Genomic DNA, 23,865 nt, shown 5'->3' with positions numbered 1-23,865 from the left:
GGCCACCGCTGCCGCCCCGGCGGCGGCCGCCGCTCCGCGGGCGCCGGCGCCGCAGCTGGTCAGCGGTCTGCCTGACTTCACCAACCTGGTCGAACAGGTCGGTCCGGGCGTGGTCAATGTCGAGACCACCATCGTGCGCAGCAACCGCCAGGCGCGCATGGCCGGTCCGGCGGACCAGGACATGCCCGAATTCTTCCGCCGCTTCTTCGGTCCGGACTTCCAGATGCCGGGGCAGGGCGCCGACGGCCCCGATGACGGCACGCCGAGCATCCGCGGCCGCGGCATGGGCTCGGGCTTCATCATCTCCGCCGATGGCTACGTGCTGACCAATCACCACGTCGTTGCCGATGCCAGTGAAGTGAAGGTCAAGCTCGGCGATCGCCGCGAGTTCACCGCCAAGGTGGTGGGCAGCGACCAGCAGTACGACGTCGCCCTGCTCAAGATCGACGCCAAGAACCTGCCGACGGTGCGCGTGGGCGATTCCAATACGCTCAAGCCGGGCCAGTGGGTGGTCGCGATCGGTTCGCCGTTCGGGCTGGACAACTCAGTGACCGCCGGCGTGGTCAGCGCGGTGGGGCGCAGCACCGGCGGTCCGGACCAGCGCTATGTGCCCTTCATCCAGACCGACGTGGCCATCAACCAGGGCAACTCCGGTGGCCCGTTGCTCAATACCCGCGGCGAAGTGGTCGGTATCAACTCGCAGATCTTCTCCGCGTCCGGTGGCTACATGGGCATCAGCTTCGCGATCCCGATCGACCTGGCCATGGGCGCGGTCGAACAGATCAAGAAGACCGGCCGGGTCAGCCGGGGCCAGCTGGGCGCGGCCGTCGGGCCGATCGACAGCCTCAAGGCGCAAGGGCTGGGCCTGCCGGACAGCCGCGGCGCGCTGGTCAACGAAGTGGTCGCGGGCAGCGCGGCGCTCAAGGCCGGTATCGAACCGGGTGACGTGATCCGCTCGGTCAATGGCAGCCCGATCAATACCTTCAGTGATCTGCCGCCGGCCATCGGCGCGCTGCCGCCGGGGAGCAAGGTCCGCCTGAGCGTGCTGCGCGACGGCAAGGAGCGGGAAATCACCGCCACCCTGACCGAACTGGCCGAAGACGCCGAGCGCGGCGCCACCCGTCCGGCCGCGGAAGCGGCCAAGCCGGAGACCGGCGCCAATGCCCTGCTGGGGCTGGACGTGGCCGATCTGACCGCCGCGCAGCGCCAGCAGCTGGGCCTGGCGGCCGGCGAGGGCGTGCGGATCACCCGGGTCAACGGCCAGTCGGCGCGTGATGCAGGCCTGTCGCCGGGGCTGGTGGTGCTGCAGGTCGGCCGCACCCCGGTCGGCACCGTGGCCGCGCTGAACAAGGCGCTGGGCGGTTACAGCAAGGGTGACGTGGTCATGTTGCTGGTCCGCGCCAACGGCAACAGTGCCTTCGTGGCGGTCAAGGCCGGGCAGTAAGCCCGCCCCGCCTGTGTTTCCGGGCCCGCTTCGGCGGGCCCGGTCGTTTCCAGGGGGCCGTTGGCGACAATCGCCGCCGGGCCCACGCGGGACCGGGCCGGCCATGCGATAATCCGCAGTCATCCTGACGACGCGCCGCGCCGCCGCCACCTATGTCTTCTGATTCGATGCGGTTCATCCGCAACTTCTCCATCATCGCCCACGTCGACCACGGCAAGTCCACGCTGGCCGATCGCATCATCCAGCTTTGCGGTGGCCTCCAGGCCCGTGAGATGGAGGCGCAGGTGCTCGACTCGAACCCGATCGAGCGCGAGCGTGGCATCACCATCAAGGCCCAGTCGGTCTCGTTGCCGTATGTCGCCAAAGACGGCCAGACCTACCACCTGAACTTCATCGACACCCCCGGGCATGTCGACTTCTCCTATGAAGTCAGCCGCTCGCTGGCCGCCTGCGAAGGCGCGCTGCTGGTGGTCGATGCGGCCCAGGGCGTGGAAGCGCAGTCCGTCGCCAACTGCTACACGGCCGTTGAGCAGGGGCTGGAAGTGGTGCCGGTGATCAACAAGATCGACCTGCCCACCGCCGATATCGAGCGCGCCAAGGCCGAGATCGAGGCCGTGATCGGCATCGACGCGACCGATGCCGTGCCGGTCAGTGCCAAGACCGGCCTGAACGTGCAGGACGTGCTGGAGGCGATCGTGCATCGCATTCCGCCGCCGGTGCCGCGTGATACCGACAAGCTGCAGGCGCTGATCATCGACTCGTGGTTCGACAACTACCTGGGCGTGGTCTCGCTGGTGCGCGTGATGCAGGGCCAGATCAAGGCGGGCGACAAGCTGCAGGTGATGTCCACCGGCCGCAACCACCAGGTCGACAACGTCGGCGTGTTCACTCCCAAGCGCAAGGTGCTGCCGGCCCTGCGCGCCGGTGAAGTGGGCTGGGTCACGGCCAGCATCAAGGACGTGCACGGCGCGCCGGTCGGCGACACCCTGACCATGGCCGCCGACCCGGCCGCCAAGCCGCTGCCGGGCTTCCAGGAAATGCAGCCGCGCGTGTTCGCCGGCCTGTTCCCGGTCGATGCCGAGGATTATCCGGACCTGCGCGAAGCGCTGGACAAGCTGCGCCTGAACGATGCCGCGCTGCGCTTCGAGCCGGAAAGCTCCGAGGCGATGGGCTTCGGCTTCCGCTGCGGCTTCCTGGGCATGCTGCACATGGAAATCGTGCAGGAGCGCCTGGAACGCGAATACAACCTGGACCTGATCAGTACCGCACCGACCGTGGTCTATGAAGTGCTCAAGACCGACGGCACCATCATCAACATGGACAACCCGGCCAAGCTGCCGCCGGTGAACCAGGTCGATGAGATCCGCGAGCCGATCATCCGCGCCAACGTGCTCACCCCCGAGGAGTACATCGGCAACATCATCAAGCTGTGCGAAGAAAAGCGCGGCAGCCAGCTTGGCATCAACTACCTGGGCAGCCAGGTGCAGATCAGCTACGAACTGCCGATGGCCGAGGTGGTGCTGGACTTCTTCGACAAGCTCAAGTCGGTCAGCCGTGGCTATGCCTCGCTGGACTACCACTTCGTGCGCTTCGATGCCGGTCCGTTCGTCCGCGTGGACGTGCTGATCAACGGCGACAAGGTCGATGCGCTGTCGCTGATCGTGCACCGCAGCCATGCCGATCGCCGCGGCCGCGAGCTGTGCGAGAAGATGAAGGAACTGATCCCGCGGCAGATGTTCGACGTGGCCATCCAGGCCGCCGTCGGCTCGCAGATCATCTCGCGCACCACGGTCAAGGCGATGCGCAAGAACGTGCTGGCCAAGTGCTATGGTGGCGACGTTTCGCGCAAGAAGAAGCTGCTCGAGAAACAGAAGGAAGGCAAGAAGCGCATGAAGCAGGTCGGCCGCGTGGAAATCCCGCAGGAAGCCTTCCTGGCCGTGCTGCAGATGGACAAGTAAGGCCGGATGGCTTTCCCGGCAGCGGCGGGCGGCACCGGATCGGTGTCGCCGGACGCGCAGGGGCACACCACACCGCTGCAATCGTTCCCAAGGACACTGCATGAAATTGTTTGAGTTCCTCCTGGTCGTACTGACGTTGGCCTCGGGCCTGATCCTGCTGGCTGAAAAGCTGTACTTCGCCAAGCGCCGCGCCCAGCGCGCCGGCCTGCTGGACACCGAGCCGGTGGTGGTCGATTACGCCCGGGCGTTCTTCCCGGTGCTGGCGATCGTACTGGTGGTGCGCAGCTTCATCGCCGAGCCGTACAAGATCCCGTCCAGCTCGATGATGCCCAACCTGCTGATCGGCGATTTCATCCTGGTCAACAAGTTCTCCTACGGCCTGCGCCTGCCGTTGAACAACGCCAAGGTGATCCCGTTCGGCGAGCCCAAGCGGGGCGACGTGGTGGTGTTTCACTTCCCGGGCCACTCGGACAACGATCCGGCCAAGGGTGAGAACTTCATCAAGCGCGTGATCGGCGTGCCGGGCGACCAGATCGAGTTCCAGGGCAATGGCCTGATCCTCAACGGTGAGCCGGTCAAATACGACAACAAAGGCCTGTACGCCGGCCATAACGGCCAGGGCGAGGGCAGCTCGCTGCTGGTCGAGCACCTGCCGGGCCGCACCCATACCGTGCTGGAGACCGACTACGCCCGCGGCGAAGGCCAGTGGACCGTTCCGGCCGGCAAGTACCTGGTGATGGGCGACAATCGCGACAACAGCGACGACGGCCGCTTCTGGGGCCTGCTGCCGGAGGAAAACCTGCGCGGCAAGGCCTTCCTGATCTGGCTGAACTGCTCGGGCTGGTTCTGCAAGGACGGTTTCGAGCCGTCGCGGATCGGCACGGGTATCCATTGATTGATGGCACACGCGTATCTGGGGAGAACGCAATGAAGAACATGACATCGCAGCGCGGCATCACCTTGACCTCGTTCCTGGTGGTCCTGATCGTGGTCGCCTTCTTCCTGTACATCGGGATGAAGCTGTTCCCGATGTACCAGGAGTATTACGCCGTGCGCACGGCGCTGAAGAGCCTGGCCAAAGAGCCGGGGGTGGCCAACATGGAGCCGGCCAGGGTCCAGGAGCTGTTCTTCAAGCGCATCCACATGAGCTATTCCGAGAATCTCAAGCCCTCCGATATCAAGTTCGACCGCATCGACGGCGGCTGGAACTTGAAGGTCAACTACGAAGTGCGCCGTGAGCTGATCGGCAATCTCGACGTGGTGGGCAAATTTGACACCAACCAGGATCTGACTCTCCGCGGTGCCGACTAAGACCTTCCAACGCGGTGACCTGATCGGTCACCCCTTCAACGATCCGGGCCTGCTCCAGCAGGCGCTGACGCATCGCAGTGCCGGCACGCCCAACAATGAGCGGCTGGAATTCCTCGGCGACAGCATCGTCAACATGATGGTGGCCCAGGCGCTCTACGAACGCTGGCCCAAGGCCGACGAGGGCGCGCTGACCCGCGCCCGTGCCGAACTGGTGCGCGAGGGCGCGCTGGCGGTGATCGCGCGCGAGCTGCACCTGGGCGAGCGCCTGATCCTGGGCCCGGGCGAGATGAAGACCGGCGGCCATCGCCGCGACTCCATCCTGGCCGATGCGCTGGAAGCGGTCGTCGCCGCGATCTACCTCGATGCCGGCTTCGCCGCCTGCCGGACCGTGGTGCTGCCCTGGTTCACCGCCTCGATGCAGGCCCTGCCGGCCACCGGCAAGCCGGAGAAAGACCCCAAGACCCGACTGCAGGAATGGCTGCAGGCGCGGCAGAAGGCATTGCCCCTGTACGAGCTGGTGTCAGAATCGGGTGACGATCACGCCAAGACCTTCCGGGTACGCTGCGGCGTAACCGACCCCGCTGTCAGCACCGAAGGCGAAGGTGCCTCGCGACGGCTGGCCGAACAACAGGCGGCTGCCGCCGCCCTCGAGCAACTGGATTCCAAGTGAACGAAGCAACCCCCCATCGTTCCGGCAGCGTGGCCGTCATCGGTCGCCCCAACGTCGGCAAATCCACCCTGACCAACGCCCTGGTGGGCGCCAAGGTCAGCATCGTCTCCAACCGGCCGCAGACCACGCGGCACCGGCTGCTCGGCATTGCCAGCTACCCGGAAGGGCAGATCGTGCTGGTCGACACCCCCGGCCTGCACCGTGCGCAGAAGCGCGCCATGAACCGGGTGATGAACCGCGCCGCGCGCGGCTCGCTCGAGGGCGTGGACGCCGGCATGCTGGTGATCGAAGCCGGCCGCTGGGACGAGGAAGACACGCTGGCCTTCAACGTGCTCAGCGACTCGGGGATCCCGGTGGTGCTGGTGGTCAACAAGATCGACCGGCTCAAGGACAAGGGCGCCCTGCTGCCGTTCCTGCAGCAGGTCACCGAGGGCCGCACGTTCGCCGCGGTGCACCCGATCTCGGCGCAGAAGCGCAATGGCCTGGAATCGCTGGTCCGCGACCTGATGAAGCTGTTGCCGGAAGCCCCGCCGATGTTCGGCGAGGACGAGATCACCGACCGCAGCCAGCGCTTCCTCGCCGGTGAGCTGGTGCGCGAGCAGCTGATGCGCCAGCTCGGCGAAGAACTGCCGTATGCGACCACGGTCGAGATCGAGCGCTTCGTCGAAGATGGCAACCTGCTGCGCATCGGTGCGGTGATCTGGGTCGAGCGCGAAGGCCAGAAGGCGATCGTGATCGGCAAGGCCGGCACCCGCCTGAAGGAGATCGGCGCCAAATCCCGCCTGCAGATGGAACGTCTGTTCGGCGCCAAGGTCTTCCTGGAAACCTGGGTCCGGGTGCGCGAAGGCTGGTCCGACGATGAAGCCGCGCTCAAGGCGTTCGGCTACGAATAAGCCGGCCCCTCCAACCCCGGGCGGTTGAACCATGCGCATCGAGGATGAGCCGGCGTTCGTGCTCCACGCCCGCCCGTGGCGGGAAACCAGTCTGCTCGTGGAGGTGCTGACCGAGCAGTACGGCCGGATCGGGGTGCTTGCCCGAGGCGTATCCAGCCCGCGCAGCCAGGCGCTGCGCGCGGCCCTGCAGCCATTGCAGTGGATCCGCCTGACCGCCGTGCAGCGGGGCGAGCTGGCCCAGCTGCGCGGGGCCGAGGCCCTGGACGCTGCGCCACGCCTGACCGGCCAGGCGATGCTGGCCGGGTTCTACATCAACGAACTGCTGATGCGGCTGGCGCCCCGCCAGGACCCGCTGCCCGAGCTTTACGACCATTACGCGCAGGTCCGCGCACGGCTGCGCGATGGCGAGCCGCTGGCCTGGACCCTGCGCCGTTTCGAGCGCGACCTGCTGGAGGCCCTGGGCTTCGGCTTCGATCTGCTGCACGGCAGCGATGAGGAGCCGGTCGACCCGGCCGCACGGTATGAGCTGGACCCGCAGGAGGGGCCGCGCCGGCTGCTCAGCGACCGCGGTGTGGATCAGCGCCGTGGCACCGCGACCGGCAGTGCGTTGCTGGCGCTGGCCGCCGATGAGCTGCCCGGGCCCGAGGATCTGGGCAGCCTGCGCCGGCCGATGCGCGCGGTGCTGATGCACCACCTGGGCGGGCGAGGGCTGAAATCCTGGGAAATGCTGGAGGACCTGGCGCGACGGGGCACCTGAGCGCCGGCGGCCCGCGGCGGCGTTGCGGGGGGACTCACGCGGCAACGCTGCACGCGCTGCCGCCCGTGCTCACTGCAGCAGGGCGTCGACCGCCACGCGAAAGCGGCTCTGCGCCCCGGTGGAGTCCGGGGCCTGGTGCAGCTGGCGGACCGCCCGGGCCAGGCGCGCGGCGCCGACAAATCCGCAGCTGGCCTGCAGCCGATGCAGCTGGCCGCGCAGGGCCCGCACATCGTCCTCGCGCAGGGCCTGGGCCACCGCGTCGCGAACCCCGGGCAACTCGGCCAGGAACAGCTCGCGCAACGCGATGAGGTGGTGGCGCTGCCCGTTCAGCGCGGCCAGGGCCGTGGTTTCGTCCCAGTCCTGGCGCTCGCCCTCCGCGTCCTCGGCGTCGGCAAGCACCGGGGCGGACAGGCTGCCAGCGGTATGCACCAACGCGCGGCGGACGGCCTTGAGCAGGTGCTCACGGCTCAGCGGCTTGACCAGGGTTTCACTGAAGCCGGCATCGCGCAGCCGCGAATGGATCGAGGTGTCGCCATCGGCGGTATGTGCCAGTGCCGGCGTGTCCGGCCGCGAGCGGCGCAGCTCCTGCAGCAGTTGGGTGCCGTTACCGTCGGGCAGGTTGACGTCGATCAGCCACAGATCATGTTGGTTGCCACGGGCGCGGTCCATGGCCGTGGCCAGGGAATCGGCGGTATCCACCTGCGCCGGCAGGGTTTCCAGCGCGGCCTTGAAGAAGCCGCGGCTGATGGTGTCGTCCTCGACGAGCAGGAATCGGGGCATGGGATCCCTCGGGGTCATCTGCATTGGGGCTGCCTCCATGTCAGCTGCGCCCATATTAAACGCGAAGTCCCCGCCTGCAAGCGGTTTCAGCGGGCGGCAAGTCAGTTGGCAGTTGGTATCTGCGACAATACGCACCCTTTTTGCCCGCAGCCTGTTGCCACGTGGCCCGAACCCGCTCCCGCCTCGACCGTACTCCCTTCCAGACCGACATCCTCGACCTCAGCCATGACGGCCGTGGCGTTGCCCGCCGCGACGGCGAGGGTGGCAAGGTCACCTTCATCACCGGCGCGCTGCCCGGTGAGGTGGTGACCGCCGAGCCGACCGCGCGCAATCGTCATTTCGATGAAGCCCGGACCATCGAGGTCGTACAGGCCTCGCCGCAGCGGGTGACCCCGCGCTGCCCGCATTTCGGCGTCTGTGCCGGCTGCGTGCTGCAGCACCTGGAAGAGTCGCAGCAGATCGTGGCCAAGCAGCGGGTGCTGATCGACAACCTGACCCGGATCGGCCACGTCACCCCGGGCACGGTGCTGCCGCCGCTGGTGGGCGACAGCTGGGGCTACCGCCGCAAAGGCCGCTTCTCGGTGCGCCGCGTCGAGAAGAAGGACAAGACCCTGGTCGGCTTCCGCGAGCTGGACCCGCGTTTCGTCGCGGACCTGAGCCAGTGCCTGACCGTCATTCCGGAAATCGGGATGAAGGTCGGCGTGCTCTCCGAGTTCATCGAGACCCTGGACGGCAAACGCGACATTCCCCAGATCGAATTCATCGCCGGCGATGACGCGATCATGCTGACCATCCGCCATATGCAGCCGCTCAGCGATGCCGACCGTGCCGCGTGGATCGCCTTCGGCCAGGCACACGGTTTTGCGATCTCGCTGCAGCCCGGTGGCGTGGAGTCGGTGCAGCCGCTGTGGCCGGCCGAGGTGCCGTTGTCGTTCAAGCTGGCGCCGTGGGATGTCGAGCTGGCGTTCCGCCCGCTGGATTTCATCCAGGTCAATGCCAAGCTCAACGTGCAGATGATCGCGCACGCGCTGGCCCTGCTCGATGCCGGTCCGGACGAGCGCGTGCTCGATCTGTTCTGCGGGCTGGGCAATTTCACCCTGCCGCTGGCGCGCACCGTGCGCAACGTGGTCGGCGTGGAGGGTGATGCCGGCCTGGTGGCGCGTGCGCGTGAGAACGCGGTGCGCAACGGGCTGGAGAATGCCGAGTTCCATGCCGCCGATCTGACCCAGGACCAGCGCCAGGCCTCGTGGATGCGCCAGGGCTTTGACAAGCTGCTGCTGGATCCGCCGCGCTCGGGCGCCATCGAAGTGCTGCAGCAGCTGCCGCTGAAGCAGTTCAAGCGCATCGTCTACGTAAGCTGCCATCCGGGCTCGCTGGCGCGCGATGCCGGCTACCTGGTCAACGAGCAGGGCTTCACCCTGGTCTCGGCCGGCGCGATGGACATGTTCCCGCACACCGCGCACGTGGAAAGCATCGCGGTGTTCGAAAAGCGCTGATCAGCGCCCGTCCCCGGGCGCGGCGTTCTGCCACTGGCCGTGTGCGTCGAACACATAGGTCTGCGGTTCGGTGCCGCGCTCGGTCGCATCCCCGGCGGTGACAGTGCAGCGGATCTCCGGCGCCTCGGTGCTGCGCAGTTCGCAGTCGTCGATCGCGAAGATCTGCAGGCGTTGCTGGAACGCGCGCAGTTCCTCGCGGGTGGCGGCATCGTCGATGGACGCAGCACGGCGATCAAGCTGCGCATTGAGCAGCTCGCGGACACGTTCGCGCGGGGGCACCGGCGCGTCGACATCGGCGCGCTGCATCGCCCAGCCCATGCCCTGCGGAACGAAGCGCAGCATGCGGTAGCGGTTCTTGAGGCCGATCTCCATGCCGACCAGGCAGTCGTATGCACCGGCGAGCGTGGTGCTTGTCCAGCACGGGCCATGTTCGAACCGGCGAGGGGTGAACATCGACTGCAGCAGCAGATCCTGGGTAGAGGTGGCCGGCGTCTTTTCCGCCTCGACCATGGCCATCACCGCCGCCTCGATCTGTGCAGGCGTGGGCGGCGAGGCGGCGAGCGCGCCCAACGGCAGCACGGTCAGCAGCAGGGCGGGGAAGAGCGGTTTCATCGGGGCGTCCTTGCAAGGCAGCCGGGCAGTATAGAAGCACGCCGTGGCCGCGGTGCCGCGATCGCCGCATACTGTGCGCATGGGCATTGAAATCGAACGCAAATACCTCGTCACCGGTGAGGGCTGGCGCACCGCTGCGCACGCGGTGATCCCGATGGCACAGGGCTATCTCAACGACGCCGCCTCGCTGGAGAGCGGCGCGCAGAAGGCATCGGTGCGCGTGCGCATCCAGGGCGCGCAGGCCTTCCTCAACATGAAGTCGCGCGAGATCGGGCACACCCGGCAGGAGTTCGATTATCCGATCCCGGTGGAGGATGCGCGCGCGTTGCTGGCGCTGTGCGTCGGCGGGCTGATCGACAAGCGCCGGCACCTGGTCGAGCACGACGGGCTGCTCTGGGAGGTGGACGAATTCCTCGGCGAGAACGCCGGGCTGGTGGTGGCCGAAGTGGAGCTCGAGCACGCCGAGCAGACGGTCACGCTGCCCGAGTGGGCAGGCGAGGAAGTCACCGACCAGGTGCGCTATTACAACCTGGCCTTGGCAGCGCACCCCTTTTCACGCTGGTCCAGCGCTGAACGCGGCTGATCCGCGGCCCTTGTGAAGCGGCCTTTCCGCCCACAATCTGGCCAGATGAAAATCGATATCTGGTCGGATGTGGTGTGCCCCTGGTGCTGGATCGGCAAGCACCGGTTCCAGCAGGGACTGGCGTTGCTCGGCGCTGACGCGCCCGAGGTGGAGGTGCATTGGCACCCGTTCATGCTCGATCCCGACGCCGGCACGGCCCCGGTACCGCTGCGCCAGGCGTACGCGGCCAAGTTCGGCAGTGCCGAGCGCACCGAACAGATCCTGACCCAGACCCAGGCCGCGGCGTGCGCCGAGGGCCTGCCGATGGATTTCAACCAGGGCCAGGTCCGGGTGACCACGCTGCCGGCGCACCGGCTGATGTGGCTGGCCGGGCGTGAAGGCGTCCAGGCCGAGGTCGGCGAGGCACTGTTCCGCGCGCATTTCGTGGAGGGCCGCAACCTGGCCGACCCCCAGACCCTGATCGCCGCCGGCGCCGCCGGCCGGCTCCAGGCCGAGCGCATCACCGCGCTGCTGGAAGGAGAGGAGGGGCTGGAGGAGATCCAGGCGCAGCTGGCGCAGGCGCAGCGCTTCGGCATTCAGTCCGTGCCCACCTTCGTGATCGACGATAAATACGCCATCCAGGGGGCCCAGCCACCGGAGGCGTTCGCCCAGGCCCTGCGCCAGATCGCGGCCGAACGCACGCCTGCAGGCCCTGCGGGGCACGGCGATGGCTGCGGCCCGGACGGTTGCGAGGTCTGACGCTGCGCGCGGGTTCTGCGACAATGCGGCAGTGCGCCATGGTGGCGCCCCGTATTGGAGACACCCCATGCTCGTGATCGGCGTTGCCGGGACCGAACTCACCGCCCAGGAACGCGAGTGGCTGCAGCACGACGCCGTGGCCGGCGTCATCCTGTTCAAGCGCAACTTCGCCTCGCGCGAGCAGATCGCCGAGCTCTCGGCGGCCATCCGCGCCGCCGCGCCGCGCCCGCAGCTGATCTGCGTGGACCAGGAAGGCGGCCGCGTGCAACGCTTCCGCGAGGGGTACAGCGCGCTGCCGCCGCTGCAGGGCTTCGATGCGCTGTATGCCTCCGATCGCGAGACCGCGCTGGCCCTGGCCGAGCAGCACGCCTGGCTGATGGCCAGTGAAGTGCGCGCCAGTGGCGTGGACCTCAGCTTCGCCCCCGTCGTCGATCTGGGCCGTGGCAACCTGGCGATCGGCAATCGCGCCTTCAGCGCGGACCCGCAGGTGGTCGCAGCGTTCACTGCCGCCTATGTGCGCGGCATGCACAGCGTTGGCATGGCCGCCACGCTCAAGCATTTCCCCGGGCACGGCACCGTGCTGGAAGACACCCATTTCCACGACGCCAGCGACCCGCGCTCGCTCGATGAACTGCGCGCGCTGGACCTGATCCCGTTCGCGGCCGGCATCGCCGCCGGCGCCGATGCGGTGATGATGGCCCACGTGGTCTACCCGCAGGTCGCGCCGGAGCCGGCCGGCTACTCGCCACGCTGGATCCAGCAGATCCTGCGCGAACAGATGGGCTTCCGCGGCGTGGTCTTCTCCGACGACATCGGCATGGCCGCTTCATTCGCCGCCGGTGGCGTGAAGGCGCGCGTGGATGCACACCTGGACGCCGGTTGCGACGTGGTGCTGGTCTGCCACCCCGAACTGGTGGAAGAATCGCTGCGCGCCGTCGAAGCTCGCACCCTCAACACCGCTGCGCTGCTCGGCCTGATCGGCCGCGGCGCGCTGGGCTGGGACGGCCTGCTGGCCGATTCCCGCCACGGCACCACCCAATCCCGTTTGCTTGACACCCTTGGAAGAACCGTCTGATGCCCAACCTCACCATTTCCCAGGCCCTGGCCCAGGCCGACCTGCTGGTCGACCGTCCCACCATCGACAAGGCCATCGCTGGCATCGCCGACGCCATCGCGCGCGACTACAAGGGCGAGGTCCCGCTGTTCCTGTCGATCATGCACGGCGCGCTGCCGTTCGCCGGCCAGCTCGCACTGGAACTGGGCGCACGCGGCCAGGACGTGCAGTTCGATTACCTGCACGCCACCCGCTACCGCGGTGAAACCACCGGCGGCGACCTGGTCTGGAAGCACAAGCCGGCCACCGCGCTGTTCGGCCGCCGCGTGCTGCTGGTCGATGACATCCTCGACGAGGGCTACACGCTGCAGGGCGTGCGCACCTGGTGCCTGGAGCAGGGCGCCACCGACGTGCGCATCGCCGCGCTGACGGTCAAGCTGCACGACCGCGCGCTGCCGGACGTCAAGGCCGACTACGCCGGCATCGACCTGCCGGACCGCTATGTGTTCGGTTTCGGCATGGACGTCAACGAAACGCTGCGCTGCGTGCCGGCCATCTACGCGATGAAGGAATGATGGAACACATTTCCCTTGCCGTCATCGGCGGCACCGGCGTCTACAAGCTGGCCCAGCTCGACGATGTGAGCAGCCACCAGGTCCAGACGCGCTACGGCACGCCGTCCGGCCCGATCCGCGTCGGCACGCTGCTGGGTCAGCGCGTGGCCTTCCTGGCCCGCCATGGTGAAGGCCACTCGCTGCCGCCGCACAAGATCAATTACCGCGCCAACCTGGCCGCGCTGCAGCAGATTGGCGCGCAGCGTGTGCTCGCGCTCAACACGGTCGGCGGCATCACCGAACTGTTCGGCCCGCGCGTGCTGGCCTGCCCGGACCAGCTGATCGATTACACCTGGGGCCGCATCTCCACCCTGTGCGAAGAGCCGGGCACCGACGTGCTGCACGTGGACTTCGGCCACCCGTACACGCCGATGCTGCGCAGCAAGGTGCTGGCCGCGGCGAAAGTGACCGGCGTGCGCCTGCAGGACGGTGGCTGCTACGGCGCGACCCAGGGCCCGCGGCTGGAAACCAATGCGGAAATCGCGCGCATGCGCCGCGATGGCTGCGATCTGGTCGGCATGACCGGCATGCCCGAAGCCAGCCTGGCCCGCGAGCTCGGCCTGGACTACGCCTGCCTGGCGATCGTGGCCAACTGGGCCGCCGGCTGTGGCGATGGCGATGAAATCACGATGGCCGAAGTGCTGGCCAATGTGGACGCCGCCTCCTCCGGCCTGCCCGAATTGATCGGTGAATTGGCACGGGGGTGATTGTCATTACCGTACAAGGTTTGCATACTCCGCCAGTGCGCTGGTTGAGCGTACACCACCCATTCATAGAAGAAGGTCTCGCATTACCATGCCGAACGGTACCGTCAAGTGGTTCAACGACGCCAAGGGATTTGGCTTTATCTCGCCGGAGGACGGCAGCGCCGACGTCTTCGCGCACTTCTCCGCGATCAACTCCAAGGGCTTCCGCAGTCTGCAGGAAGGCCAGAAGGTCACCTATGACGTGACCCAGGGCCCGAAGGGCGCCCAAGCCTCGAACATCGTGCCGGCTGAGTGATTTTCTCGGCTGCGCATTGAAAACCCCGCTTCGGCGGGGTTTTTTTTCATCAGTGAGTCCCCCATGACCCCTCGTCGCACCATCGCCATCGTCGGTTACGGCACCGCTGGCCAGGCCCTGTCGATCCTGCTTTCACGTGACCATCACCAGGTGCACGTGTTCGAGCGCGCGGCGCGGCCCGGTCCGGTCGGGGCCGGCTTCCTGCTCCAGCCGACCGGGCTGGAGGTGCTCTGGCAGATGGGGCTGCTGCCCGCGGTGATGCAGCACGGTGCCCCCGTGCGCCGCTTGCACGGCCAAACCCCGTGCGGGCGCACGGTGATGGACATGCGCTATGCCGACTTGAATCCAGCGCTGCACGGCGTGGGCATGCAGCGCGGTGCGCTGTTCTCGCTGCTGGCCGCTGCGTGGGAGCAGCCGGGCAATCTGCAGCCCGCTACGTCCATCGTCGAGGTGAACACCGCGCAGGGGCGCGTGCGTGACGCACAGGGGCGCTGGCATGGCCCCTATGATCTGGTGATCGCCGCCGATGGCGCGGCCTCGTCGCTGCGTGCGCAGGTGCAGGGCACATCGCTTGACCGCGAATACCCGTGGGGCGCGCTGTGGTGCCTGCTGCCGCGCGGCGATTGGCCGCACATCGATGAGCTGCGCCAACGCTATGTGGCGGCGCGCAAGATGATCGGGCTGCTGCCGGTGGGCACGCGACCCGGCAACGATGAGCCGCAGTTGAGCTTCTTCTGGAGCCTGCCACGCGACCGGTTCGCCCAGTGGGAGCGTGACGGCATGGCGCGCTGGCTGGATGAGATCGCCACATTGTGGCCGCAGGCGCACGCGCGGTTGGCGGGCGTGTGTGAACCCACACAGTTGGCTCGCGCCGGGTATCGCGACGCGGTGCTCGCGCGCTGGCACCGCGAGCGGCTGGTGCTGGTGGGGGACGCCGCCCACGCGATGAGCCCCCAGCTGGGGCAGGGCGTGAACATGGCGCTGATGGACGCACTGGCGTTGCGCGATGCACTGCGCGCGCACGCTGATCGCGACAATGCGCTGCAGGCCTACCAGGCACAGCGCCGCGCGCATGTAGCGATCTACCAGTACTGGAGCCGCTGGCTGACGCCGTTGTTCCAGTCCGAACGGGATGGCCTGGCGCGCGCCCGCGATGTGCTGTTCCAGCCGATGGGCCGCATCCCGGGCGGGCGTGGACACATGCTCCGCGTCCTCAGTGGAACGCAGCGCGGCTGGCTCGGCAGACTGCCGTTGTCGCCCGCGTTCATGCAGGCGATGCACGGGCTGCAGGACACGCGCGAGCGCGACAGCATCTGCTGATAGCCCCGCGTAGCAGTGCATCGCAGCGGATGTGAAGGCGTGAATAACATCCATTGACGGTGGACTCACCGCCCACGTGGGACAACACTCAGGCAAACGCAGCGTGCATGTGGTTCATCCATGCGCGACCTGCTGCTTCCACGGACGCGCTGTCCGATGCCTGATCGCTTGGAGCCCCGCGACTGCGGGGTGGTAGGGTGGGGCTGCGTTTGCGACCTACGGTCCGGTGGACCGATCGCAACCCAAGGAGATTGAAATGCTGTTCTCGGCCGAAACTCTGGAAAGTGAAATCCGCAAACTGCGCGGACTGCTGCAGATGCTGCATGAGGATCAGCCGGACGTGATGGAAGACGTGTTTGAGTTCCATGTCACCAGCCTCATCACGCACGCTGCGCCGGAACACCACCCGCGCATCCGCAGCGCTGCCCATGAGATGTTGACCGCGATCCAGCGGCAACCGGTGCGGCCCAATCCGAATGCACCGGATATCCGGTTGATGCCCAGCCTGCTGGCCTCCGCTGCCTGATGCAGGCAAGGTAACTGCGTCACCGACGTCGCGCGCTGTCCGGATCAGCGCGCCGGCAACGCGATGGCCTGGTCCTCGACGCAGGCCACCAGCCTTTCGCCCGAGGCCAGTACCGGTGCGATGCCGGCAGTGAAGCCCGAGAACGCCGGCAGTATCGTCATTCCCTCGCGCATCCAGAACGCTGGCCAACGCCGCTGCATGCCCGGCAAGCGGGCCAGCGGATGCAGGTGACCACACAGCACATGCAGCCCTGGCTGCGGCTGCGGTGCATGACGCAGCAGGAACGGTCCTTCCTGGATACGCTCGCCCAGCAGTTCGATGCCCAGGTCGGCCTTGGGCAGCACACGGTCATGATTGCCTTCCATTGCACCGATCCACAGCTGTGGATGCTGCTCGCGCCATCCCTGCCACTGGCGGTACCACGCAGCGCGGTGCGCAGCGCCATGCAGCACGTCGCCGAGTATCCACAGATGGCGGATGGCGCGCTGCTGCACCACGGTGCCCAGACGCTGCAGGTCATCGGAGGTGCCGCCACTGGGCAGGCCGATGCCCGAACGCCGGAACAGATCGGCTTTGCCCAGGTGAAGATCGGCGATCAACAGTGCATCGCGCGCCGGCCAGTACAGCGCACGCGCACCGAGCAGATGGACGCTTTCGCCGGCGAGGGTGATCGGCAGTTCAGGCGCCATGGCGCTTCTCCAGTTGCTGTGCGGCGCGCAGGACGCGGGTCTTCCAGTCTTCGTTGCTGAGCTGGCCGCGCAACCGTTCCGCCCAGAGCGGGAAAGACAACGGTCCCAGGCTGGTCGGATGCTGCACGCTCAGCGTTCGGGCCTGGCAGCTCGACAGAGCGCGGGCCAGGCTTCCCAGATCGAGTTGATCGTGCAGCACTTCGTGTTCGGCCAACGTCAGCAGGATGTGATCCGGATCGTGCTGGCGCAGCACGTCGTACAGCAGCCCGCTGGAGGCCTGCAGCTGGCGCAGGCTGCGCGGCGTGCGGCCGGGCAGTGCCGGTACGAGCATGCCTGACACCCGCGCGATATCGCGGAACTGGCGCCGCGCCAGTTCGCCCAGGTTGAGGCTCTCGCGCAGATCGGTGAGCAGTCCCTCCGGCGCCAGCAGGGTGCGTACGCGCGCTGCATCGAGTTCGACCGGGCGCGCCGGTGCGAGCACGAAGCCATAGTCGTTGGCCGCGTAGCCGAAGGTATTGCTGTGCTGTCGCGTCCAGCGCAATGCCATCAGCGCGGCCAGCCCTTCATTCACCTGGCGACCGGCGAAGGGATACACGAACACGAACTGGCCATCGCGACGCCGCACGTGTTCCACCAGCAGCAGCTCCGGACCTGGGAGGACGGACAGGCGCGTCTGCAGCGCGAGCAGCGGCGCCAGCCAGCGCATCTCCGGGCTGTCGGCAGGGCGGGCCAGCACCGTTTCCATTTCATGGCCCAGCGCGTCGGACAGTGGCAGCCGGCCGCCCTGCCAGCGCGGCACCACGCCATCGCCGCCCCGGGCCAGGCGCACATACGCGGTCAGGTTCTCCAGCCGCACCAGTTCCAGCAGGCGACCGGCGAACTGGAAGCGATCACCGGGGCGCAGCCGGCTGAGGAACTGCTCCTCCACCGCACCCAGCCGGCCGCCGCGCAGGAACTGCACCATGACACTGCCATCGCTGGTGATGGTGCCGATCGACAGCCGGTGCCGCAGCGCGACGCGACGGTCGTGCACGCGGTAGATGCCATCGTCATCGCGCACCACCTTGTGGAAGTCCGGGTACTGCGACAGCGCGCGGCCGCCCTGCACGATGAACTCGAGCACGCCCTCCCAGTGCGTGCTGTCCAGCCCGGCGAACGCGTGCGTGCGCCGCACCTGCTCCAGCAGCGCGTCCGGATCGAAGCCGCCGCCCAACGCGCAGCTCACCGCGTGCTGCGCCAACACATCCAGCGACAATCGCAGCGGCCGGCGGGCTTCGATGTGCCCCTGGGCCAGCGCGCGACGCGCGGCGGCATACTCCACCAGCTCCAGCGCGTGCGAGGGCACGCACACGATGTGCCCGGATTCGCCGGGGCGATGCCTGGCGCGCCCGGCACGCTGCAGCAGCCGCGCGATGCCCTTGGGGCTGCCGATCTGCAGCACCTGGTCGACACTGGGGAAATCGACGCCGAGATCCAGGCTGGAGGTGGCGACCACGCAGCGCAGGCGGCCTTCGCGCAGGCCCTGCTCGGCGGCGCGGCGCAACGCCGGGTCCAGTGAGCCATGATGCAGTGCGAGGGTATGCGGGTCTTCCGGCCACACTGCCGCCAGCGCCTGGTGCCAGAGTTCGGCATGGGCGCGGGTGTTGGTGAACAACAGGCTGGTGCGCACCGTGAGCAGCTTCTCCAGCACGCGCTGCAGCTGCGACAAGCCCAGGTGGCCGGCCCAGGGAAAACGCTCGCCCTGCGCGGGCAGCAGTGTTTCCACGCTGACCGGACGGGGGCGTGCGCCGGCCACCAGCGGCGCGTCGGGCACGTCGGGCAACAGCACCTCGCGCGCCTCCTCCAGATTGCCCAGCGTGGCCGACAGCCCCCATACCTGCAGGGCGGGCAGGGCGTCGCGCAGGCGGCGCAGATTCAACTGCAGCAGTACGCCGCGCTTGTTGCCCAGCAGTTCATGCCACTCATCCACGACCACGCAGCGCAGGTGCTGCAGGCGGGCCATCGTGTCGGGGTAGCTGAGCAGCAGGGCCAGTGATTCGGGCGTGGTCACCAGCACATCCAGCCGACCCTCGCGCGCCAGTCGCTTGTCGCGCGCGCTGGCATCGCCGGTGCGCAGGCCGACCTGCCAGTCCAGCCCGAGGGCATCCAAAGGCTCGCGCAGCGCGCGCGCGGTATCGGCGGCCAACGCCCGCAGCGGGGTGATCCACAGCACCTGCAGGACCGGCACTGGTGTCTTGGCACGGCCACGCGTGGTGCGTGGTGGCGGATCGTGCAGCGCCTGCAGCAGCGGCCCGCCGAACATCGCCAGCGTCTTGCCGCTACCGGTGGGTGTGTGCAGCAGGCCCGAGTCGCCCGCCAGGTAATGCTTCCACATCGCTTTCTGGAACGGCAGCGGCGCCCAGCCCCGGCTGGCGAACCACGCTGTCAGGCGGGCCATGGCCTCCCGTCGCGTCACCGCGCCAGTGCCTGCAGCTGGGCCAGCGTGTCCGCTTCGCTGGCCGGTTTGTCATGCCGCCAGCGCAGGATCCGCGGAAAGCGCACGGCGATGCCGGACTTGTGGCGCTTGCTGCGGTTCACCGCCTCGAAGCCGAGCTCGAACACCTGCTCGCCACGAACGCTGCGGACCGGCCCGAAGCGCTCGATCGTGTTCGCGCGGATCCAGCGGTCCAGCGCGAGGATTTCCTTGTCATCCAGGCCCGAGTACGCCTTGGCCACCGGCACCAGCGTCTGGCCATCCCACACGCCGAAGGTGTAATCGGTGTACAGCGTACTGCGGCGGCCATGGCCGGACTGGGCATAGATCATCACCGCATCGATGGTCAGCGGCGCGATCTTCCACTTCCACCAGTCGCCGCGCCGGCGTCCGGCCTGGTAAACCGACTCGGCGCGCTTGAGCATCAGCCCTTCCACGCCACGCTCGCGGGCCAGGTCGCGCTGCAGTGCCGCCGTGTGCCAGTCCGCCACGCTGAGCGCCGGTGACAGCCGCAGGCGCGGGTCGTCCAGCGTGGCCAGTACCTCGGCCAGGCGCGCCCGCCGTTGCGAGAGGGGCAGGGCGCGCAGGTCTTCACCGCCCAGCTCGAGCAGATCGTAGGCAAGCACGCGCACCGGCGTATCGCGCAGTGTCTTCGGGCCGGGCTTGAGTCGCTGGATGCGGGTCTGCAGGGCGGTGAAGGGCAGCGGCAGATCGTCGCCGTCCGCCCAGGCCAGCAGCTCGCCATCGATCACGCAGCCATCGGGCAACGCCATCGCTGCCGCCTCGATCTCGGGGAAGCGACCGTCCAGCCGCTCCTCGCCACGCGACCACAGCGCGACCTCACCCTGGCGGCGCAGCACCTGCAGGCGGATGCCATCCCACTTCCATTCCAGCAGCCAGTCGTCGATCGGGCCCAGCGTGTCGACCTCCGCCTCCAACGGCGATGCCAGGAAGAACGGGTAGGGTTGCTGGCGATCCTCGGGGCGCTCTTCGGGGGACAACAAGGCGGCCAGCAGGCCCGGCGCGGGCACCCAGCTGCCGAGCATGCGCTGGGCAATGCGTGCGATGTCGATGCCCGACCATTCGGCCAGCGCCTGCTGCACCAGCCGCTGTGACACGCCCACCCGCAGCGCGCCGGTCAGCAGCTTGTTGAACACCAGCCGCTCATCGAAGGCGAGCTGTTGCCACGCCCCGGTGACGGCGGCATGACGCACCGGCTCGGGCTGATTGGCCACCGGCAGCAGCTTCTGCTCGATCCAGTCGGCCAGCCCGATATCCGCGCCGGCCTGCGCCGGATCATTCATGAGCAGGGTCAGCGTCTCGGCCAGATCGCCAACCTGGTCATAGCTGTCGTCGACCAGCCAGGCGGGCGTATCGGACAACTCGGCCACCCACGCACGCAGCTCGGCGTTGCCGGCGATCTTCTGGCGCGCGCTGGTGACCTTGCCGCCGGCCAGCAGGAACAGGGCCCATGCGGCGTCGTGCGCGGGGGCCTGCTGGAAGTAGCGCACCAGCGCGGCGCGTTTGTCGCCGGTCGCGGTGCTGCGGTCCAGCTCGCTGTAGAGCGCGGCAAAGCGTTTCATTCTTCGTCCCCGTAGCCGGTGGCGAAGGCCTCGGCGGCGACGCCACGCTCGCGCAGGAAGCGGATCAGCGCGTCGGTGTTGCCGTGGGTGGCGATGACGCGGCGCGCACCGGTCTCGGCGATGGTGCGCAGCAGGTCAGGCCAATCGGCGTGATCGGAGACGACGAAACCGCGATCGTAATTGCGCCGGCGGCGGTTGCCGCGCACGCGCATCCATCCGGAGGCAAAGCCCAGCTGCGCGCGCTTGAAACGGCGCATCCACGCGCTGCCCGCCGCCGAGGGCGGCGCCAGGATCAGCTTGCCGGCGAACGCCGCCCCGCGTTCCTGCTCGCTGACCGGTTCGGTGGCCAGCATCGGGATTCCCGCCTCGCGATAGACCGCCACGCCGGTGGCGATCGCCCCATGCAGCAATGCCGGTTGGGTTTCCAACGGCAGCAGTTCGGCGAGGATCCGCTGAGCCTTGCCCAGTGCGTAGCACAGCAGCACGGCTGCCTCGCCACGCGCTTCGCACTCCCGCCGCCAGGCCACGATGTCCGCGGCGACCTGTGCGGTGTCCGGCCAGCGATACACCGGCAGGCCGAAGGTTGCTTCGGTGATGAAGGTATCGCACGGCACCACCTCGAACGGCGCGCAGCTCGGATCGTGCTGACGCTTGTAGTCGCCCGAGGCCACCCACACCCTGCCCGCATGCGCGATCCGCACCTGCGCCGAGCCGAGCACATGCCCGGCCGAGTGCAGGGAGACCTCGGTGTCGCCAAGGGTGAAGCGTTCACCATAGGCGTGCGCGGTGCAGTCCACATCGCCCAGCCGCCAACGCAGGATCGGCAGGGTCTGCGTGGTGCAGTGATAGTGACCCATGCCGTTGCGCGCATGGTCGCCGTGGCCATGCGTGATCACCGCGCGCGGCACCGGCCGCCATGGGTCGATATGGAAGTCACCGGCCGGGCAGTACAGCCCCTCCGGGCGCAGCACCACCAGGTCGTCGTTGTCGGCATCGGCGTTCATGCCTGCACTGTGCCGCCGCGCTCGTGCAGGAGGTGAGAATCCGCATGAACGGCGGCCTGCACGGGGATGCGGCAGAATCGGTGCATCTGTCTGCAAGGAGGTCGCCGTGATGACGTCTGCCTGGCCCGCGTTCGAGACGCACGAGGTGAGCAACCAGCCGCCGCCCTTCGGAGGCCGGAATCTCTGGGCCGACGACAGTGCACTGGCCGATGCCGTCCAGCGCGAGGGAGGTGGCGTTTTCGTGAGCCCGCTGGCGCGCTACGGCGGCCTCGCCGGCGATGCGCTGTACCGGCTCGGCTTCGATGCCAACCGCGACCGCCCGCGTCTGCGCACGCACGACGCGCAGGGCCATCGCATCGATACCGTCGAGTTCCATCCGGCGTACCACGAGTTGATGAGCACGGCCAAGACGCATGGCGTGGCGGGGCTGTCCTGGCATGACGGCCGCCCCGGCGCGCATGTCGCGCGCGCTGCCTTGAGCTACCTGCATCACCAGGCCGAGGCGGGCACCAGCTGTCCGTTGACGATGACCCATGCGGCGGTCGCGGTGCTGCGCCAAGCGCCGGCGCTCGCCGAATGGGCGGACAAGGCGGCGGCCCCGCACTACGACCCGCGTGACGTGCCGATTGCCGACAAGGCCGGGATCACCCTGGGCATGGGCATGACCGAGAAGCAGGGCGGTTCTGATGTGCGCAGCAACACCACGCGCGCCGAGCCGCAGGCCGATGGCAGCCATGCGCTGATCGGCCACAAGTGGTTCTTCTCCGCGCCGATGTCCGATGGCTTCCTGGTGCTCGCGCAGGCGCCGGGTGGGCTGAGCTGTTTCCTGATGCCGCGGCGCCTGGCCGACGGCAACCGCAACGCGTTCCGTCTGATGCGCCTGAAGGACAAGCTTGGCGACTGGTCCAACGCCTCCAGCGAGGTGGAACTGTGCGGGGCCTGGGCGCAGCGCGTGGGCGAGGAAGGGCGTGGGGTGGCCACCATCATCGGCATGGTGATGATGACGCGGCTGGACTGCATGCTTGGTGCCGCGGCGGAGATGCGCATGGCACTGGCGCAGGCACTGCACCACACCCGGCACCGCAGCAGTTTCGGCGCGCGGTTGAGCGAGCATCCGCTGATGGCCAATGTGCTGGCCGACCTGGCGATCGAATCCGAAGCGGCCACCGTGTTCGCCATGCGCGTGGCGCGTGCGGTCGACCAGGCCGGAGGCGATCCGCAGCAGGCGGCCTTCGCGCGCATCGCCACGGCGGTGGGCAAGTACTGGGTGTGCAAGCGGGCTGCCGTGTTCGTCAACGAAGCGCAGGAATGCCTGGGCGGCGCGGGCTATGTGGAGGAGTCGATGCTGCCGCGGTTGTACCGGCAGGCGCCATTGAATTCGATCTGGGAAGGCAGCGGCAACATCCAGTGCCTGGACGTGCTGCGTGCGCTGTCGCGCGAGCCGCAGGTACTGCAGGCGCTGCAGGTTGAGCTGGACGCGGTGGCCGGGACAGATGCCCTCTATGACGCCGCGTTGCGGGCACTGCGGGCGCAGTTGGCGACACCGCCGGAGCAGGCGCAGGCACGCCGGGTCACCGAGCGCCTGGCGCTGTTGTTGCAGGCCGCGGTGCTGCTGCGTGCGCAGAGCCCGAACGCGTCCGCCTTCATCCGCTCACGGCTGGGGGCCGAGCATGGGATGGCCTTCGGCACGCTGCCGGCCGACGTGGACTTCGCGGCCGTGCTGGGCCGCGCTCTGCCGTAAGCGGCCGCCAATGAAAACGCCCCCTCCGGAGAGGGGGCGTTGGTCACCACGCTGTGGCGGTGCGTAACGCCGACTCAGCGCTTGGCTTCGTTGGCGTTCTTCTTGGCATCATCGGCCACGTCGCGCGCCTTGTCGGCGACCTTCTGCGCGGCATCGGCGGTGGAATCGCTCGCGTGGGCCGCGGCATCCTTGGCCGCGACCTTGGCTTCGCCGGCGGCTTCGGAGGTGGCGGCGGCAGCACGGTCGAGTGCCTGCTGGGTATCGGCGGCAGCGCGCTCGGAGGCGGCGGCGGCATCGTCGGCAGCACTGCGGGTCGCCGCAGCGGCCTTGTCGACTGCTTCGCGGGCGGCAGCGTTGGTGCTGTCGGCGGCCTGGGCGGCATCACGGCGCGCCTGTTCGGCTTCCGGGCCCTTGCAGGCGGCCAGGCCGAGCAGCAGGGAAGCGGCCAGCAGGGAGGTGGTCAGCGGACGGATCTTCATGTGGCGCTCCAGAACGGCGATGGATGGGAGGCCAGCCTATTCATGCGCCTGTGAAGAACCGGTGGGTGGCGGCACGGCCACCAAAACGCGCCCAAAGAAAAAGCCGCTGGCGAACCAGCGGCTTCTTCAGACTTGCTT

General features: G+C 68.3%; 24 protein-coding genes. 17 read left to right on the top strand and 7 right to left on the bottom strand.

Annotation, left to right across the window (positions count from 1 at the left end):
* The 7 genes from HMPREF3113_RS04685 to recO all read left to right on the top strand — a co-directional run.
* Nucleotides 1–1,444 (top strand): DegQ family serine endoprotease (locus HMPREF3113_RS04685; protein WP_070471056.1); only part of this gene is annotated, 1,444 nt, incomplete at its 5' end.
* Nucleotides 1,445–1,611: 167 nt separating this feature from the next.
* Nucleotides 1,612–3,402 (top strand): translation elongation factor 4, encoded by a 1,791-nt coding sequence (gene lepA / locus HMPREF3113_RS04680; RefSeq protein WP_019183453.1) that lies wholly within the window; start codon nt 1,612–1,614, stop codon nt 3,400–3,402.
* Between the two features lie 100 nt (nt 3,403–3,502).
* Nucleotides 3,503–4,297 (top strand): signal peptidase I, encoded by a 795-nt coding sequence (gene lepB, locus HMPREF3113_RS04675; RefSeq protein WP_019183452.1) that lies wholly within the window; start codon nt 3,503–3,505, stop codon nt 4,295–4,297.
* Nucleotides 4,298–4,329: 32 nt separating this feature from the next.
* A complete protein-coding gene (locus HMPREF3113_RS04670; protein WP_046273302.1) occupies nt 4,330–4,713 on the top strand; it encodes a DUF4845 domain-containing protein in 384 nt (127 codons plus the stop codon).
* On the top strand, nt 4,703–5,383 hold the full coding sequence (gene rnc, locus HMPREF3113_RS04665; RefSeq protein ID WP_070471054.1) for a ribonuclease III: 681 nt from the start codon (nt 4,703–4,705) through the stop codon (nt 5,381–5,383). Before HMPREF3113_RS04670 ends, rnc begins: the two co-directional genes overlap by 11 nt.
* Nucleotides 5,380–6,276 (top strand): GTPase Era, encoded by an 897-nt coding sequence (era, locus tag HMPREF3113_RS04660; RefSeq protein ID WP_019183449.1) that lies wholly within the window; start codon nt 5,380–5,382, stop codon nt 6,274–6,276. Before rnc ends, era begins: the two co-directional genes overlap by 4 nt.
* Before the next feature lie 31 nt (nt 6,277–6,307).
* Nucleotides 6,308–7,033 (top strand): DNA repair protein RecO, encoded by a 726-nt coding sequence (gene recO, locus HMPREF3113_RS04655; protein WP_070471053.1) that lies wholly within the window; start codon nt 6,308–6,310, stop codon nt 7,031–7,033.
* Nucleotides 7,034–7,102: 69 nt separating this feature from the next.
* Here recO and HMPREF3113_RS04650 read toward each other — a convergent pair whose 3' ends face one another.
* On the bottom strand, nt 7,103–7,837 hold the full coding sequence (locus tag HMPREF3113_RS04650; protein WP_070471051.1) for an Hpt domain-containing response regulator: 735 nt from the start codon (nt 7,835–7,837) through the stop codon (nt 7,103–7,105).
* A 137-nt stretch (nt 7,838–7,974) separates the two neighbouring features.
* Between HMPREF3113_RS04650 and rlmD the strand changes: the two genes are divergently transcribed.
* Nucleotides 7,975–9,309, top strand: coding sequence for a 23S rRNA (uracil(1939)-C(5))-methyltransferase RlmD (gene rlmD, locus HMPREF3113_RS04645; protein WP_070425663.1), 1,335 nt, complete (start codon nt 7,975–7,977; stop codon nt 9,307–9,309).
* Here rlmD and HMPREF3113_RS04640 read toward each other — a convergent pair whose 3' ends face one another.
* A complete protein-coding gene (locus HMPREF3113_RS04640) occupies nt 9,310–9,921 on the bottom strand; it encodes a hypothetical protein (RefSeq protein WP_070471049.1) in 612 nt (203 codons plus the stop codon).
* A 79-nt stretch (nt 9,922–10,000) separates the two neighbouring features.
* Here HMPREF3113_RS04640 and HMPREF3113_RS04635 point away from each other — a divergent pair, with 79 nt between their 5' ends.
* The 8 genes from HMPREF3113_RS04635 to HMPREF3113_RS04600 all read left to right on the top strand — a co-directional run bounded on the left by HMPREF3113_RS04635 (nt 10,001) and on the right by HMPREF3113_RS04600 (nt 15,758).
* Entirely contained in the window at nt 10,001–10,504 is a 504-nt protein-coding gene (locus HMPREF3113_RS04635) for a CYTH domain-containing protein (protein ID WP_026069817.1), read from the top strand.
* Between the two features lie 45 nt (nt 10,505–10,549).
* Nucleotides 10,550–11,242 (top strand): DsbA family oxidoreductase, encoded by a 693-nt coding sequence (locus tag HMPREF3113_RS04630; protein WP_070471047.1) that lies wholly within the window; start codon nt 10,550–10,552, stop codon nt 11,240–11,242.
* 67 nt (nt 11,243–11,309) lie between these two features.
* Entirely contained in the window at nt 11,310–12,317 is a 1,008-nt protein-coding gene (gene nagZ / locus HMPREF3113_RS04625) for a beta-N-acetylhexosaminidase (protein WP_070471045.1), read from the top strand.
* Complete coding sequence (locus tag HMPREF3113_RS04620) at nt 12,317–12,871, top strand: hypoxanthine-guanine phosphoribosyltransferase (protein WP_019183441.1); 555 nt, start codon at nt 12,317–12,319, stop codon at nt 12,869–12,871. Before nagZ ends, HMPREF3113_RS04620 begins: the two co-directional genes overlap by 1 nt.
* A complete protein-coding gene (locus HMPREF3113_RS04615) occupies nt 12,871–13,617 on the top strand; it encodes an S-methyl-5'-thioinosine phosphorylase (RefSeq protein ID WP_070425660.1) in 747 nt (248 codons plus the stop codon). The genes HMPREF3113_RS04620 and HMPREF3113_RS04615 overlap by 1 nt, the downstream gene beginning before the upstream one ends.
* 88 nt (nt 13,618–13,705) lie before the next feature.
* The gene (locus HMPREF3113_RS04610; protein WP_019183439.1) at nt 13,706–13,912 is read left to right on the top strand and encodes a transcription antiterminator/RNA stability regulator CspE; all 207 of its coding nucleotides are present in this window, start codon (nt 13,706–13,708) and stop codon (nt 13,910–13,912) included.
* A gap of 63 nt (nt 13,913–13,975) precedes the next feature.
* The gene (locus HMPREF3113_RS04605) at nt 13,976–15,232 is read left to right on the top strand and encodes an FAD-dependent oxidoreductase (protein WP_070471044.1); all 1,257 of its coding nucleotides are present in this window, start codon (nt 13,976–13,978) and stop codon (nt 15,230–15,232) included.
* Nucleotides 15,233–15,488: 256 nt separating this feature from the next.
* Nucleotides 15,489–15,758, top strand: a complete 270-nt coding sequence (locus HMPREF3113_RS04600) for a hypothetical protein (protein WP_019183437.1) — start codon at nt 15,489–15,491, stop codon at nt 15,756–15,758.
* Nucleotides 15,759–15,802: 44 nt separating this feature from the next.
* On the opposite strand, the gene pdeM is transcribed toward HMPREF3113_RS04600, so the two are convergent.
* From pdeM to HMPREF3113_RS04580, 4 genes are read right to left on the bottom strand one after another with little or no spacing between them, the layout of a single operon-like run.
* On the bottom strand, nt 15,803–16,447 hold the full coding sequence (pdeM, locus tag HMPREF3113_RS04595; protein WP_070471042.1) for a ligase-associated DNA damage response endonuclease PdeM: 645 nt from the start codon (nt 16,445–16,447) through the stop codon (nt 15,803–15,805).
* A complete protein-coding gene (locus tag HMPREF3113_RS04590; RefSeq protein ID WP_070471039.1) occupies nt 16,437–18,884 on the bottom strand; it encodes a ligase-associated DNA damage response DEXH box helicase in 2,448 nt (815 codons plus the stop codon). The genes pdeM and HMPREF3113_RS04590 overlap by 11 nt, the downstream gene beginning before the upstream one ends.
* 14 nt (nt 18,885–18,898) lie before the next feature.
* Nucleotides 18,899–20,503: an ATP-dependent DNA ligase gene (locus HMPREF3113_RS04585; RefSeq protein ID WP_070471037.1), complete on the bottom strand. Its 1,605-nt coding sequence runs from the start codon at nt 20,501–20,503 to the stop codon at nt 18,899–18,901.
* Nucleotides 20,500–21,507 (bottom strand): ligase-associated DNA damage response exonuclease, encoded by a 1,008-nt coding sequence (locus HMPREF3113_RS04580; protein ID WP_046273294.1) that lies wholly within the window; start codon nt 21,505–21,507, stop codon nt 20,500–20,502. The genes HMPREF3113_RS04585 and HMPREF3113_RS04580 overlap by 4 nt, the downstream gene beginning before the upstream one ends.
* Before the next feature lie 109 nt (nt 21,508–21,616).
* On the opposite strand from HMPREF3113_RS04580, the gene HMPREF3113_RS04575 reads away from it, so the two are divergent.
* Nucleotides 21,617–23,248 carry an isovaleryl-CoA dehydrogenase gene (locus HMPREF3113_RS04575; protein ID WP_070471034.1) on the top strand — a complete coding sequence of 544 codons (1,632 nt, stop codon included), beginning with the start codon at nt 21,617–21,619 and terminating at the stop codon, nt 23,246–23,248.
* A gap of 74 nt (nt 23,249–23,322) precedes the next feature.
* Here the strand turns inward: HMPREF3113_RS04575 and HMPREF3113_RS04570 are convergent, their stop codons facing one another.
* On the bottom strand, nt 23,323–23,727 hold the full coding sequence (locus HMPREF3113_RS04570) for a hypothetical protein (protein ID WP_070425654.1): 405 nt from the start codon (nt 23,725–23,727) through the stop codon (nt 23,323–23,325).
* Nucleotides 23,728–23,865 lie beyond the last annotated feature (138 nt).

The sequence above is a fragment of the Stenotrophomonas sp. HMSC10F06 genome (genome assembly GCF_001807865.1).
In the GTDB taxonomy this organism is placed as follows: domain Bacteria; phylum Pseudomonadota; class Gammaproteobacteria; order Xanthomonadales; family Xanthomonadaceae; genus Stenotrophomonas; species Stenotrophomonas bentonitica_A.
The sequence above is the reverse complement of the archived record's forward strand: the minus strand, read 5'-3'. Positions and strand labels throughout refer to the sequence as shown.